Origin of the sequence: Salinivibrio sp. EAGSL, assembly GCF_013366455.1 — a bacterium.
Classification (GTDB): Bacteria; Pseudomonadota; Gammaproteobacteria; order Enterobacterales; family Vibrionaceae; genus Salinivibrio; species Salinivibrio costicola.
This window is the reverse complement of record NZ_JABWMG010000056.1, coordinates 1-464: the sequence shown is the minus strand read 5'-3', so window position 1 is coordinate 464 and position 464 is coordinate 1. Positions and strand designations below refer to the sequence as shown.

Here is a 464-nt window from a genome sequence, read left to right as displayed (position 1 = left end):
CGCAAGCCGATGGCATTGATTACCAGCGTACCGACAGCTACGAGCACTTTGACTTTCCGGGCCGCTTTAAAGACGACGCCACCGGACAGGCGTTTAACCAAACCCGCCTCGAGTACTTACGCCGTGAGGCCGAGCATACCAACGGGCAAAGCAATGAGCCGGCATTACGGGCCGGCTATCGCTTTACCATCAGCGACCACCTGGATGAGGGCGTCAACCAAGCGTGGCAAGTGGTGCGGGTGCATCATCAAGGCAGCCAACCGCAAGCACTGGAAGAAGAAGGTGGCCAAGGCGCCACCACCTACAACAACCAGTTTATGCTTATTCCTGCCACTACCCCGTGGCGTGCAACCCCGACGCCCAAGCCTCAAGTGGATGGCCCTATGATAGGCACCGTGGTGGGACCGGGTGGCGAAGAAATCTTTTGTGATGAACACGGGCGAGTGAAAGTCCACTTCCCGTGG

General features: G+C 58.2%; 1 protein-coding gene. It reads left to right on the top strand.

What is annotated here, in order from left to right:
• Positions 1-464 (top strand): contractile injection system protein, VgrG/Pvc8 family (locus HLG76_RS14670; RefSeq protein WP_254877715.1); only part of this gene is annotated, 464 nt, incomplete at both ends.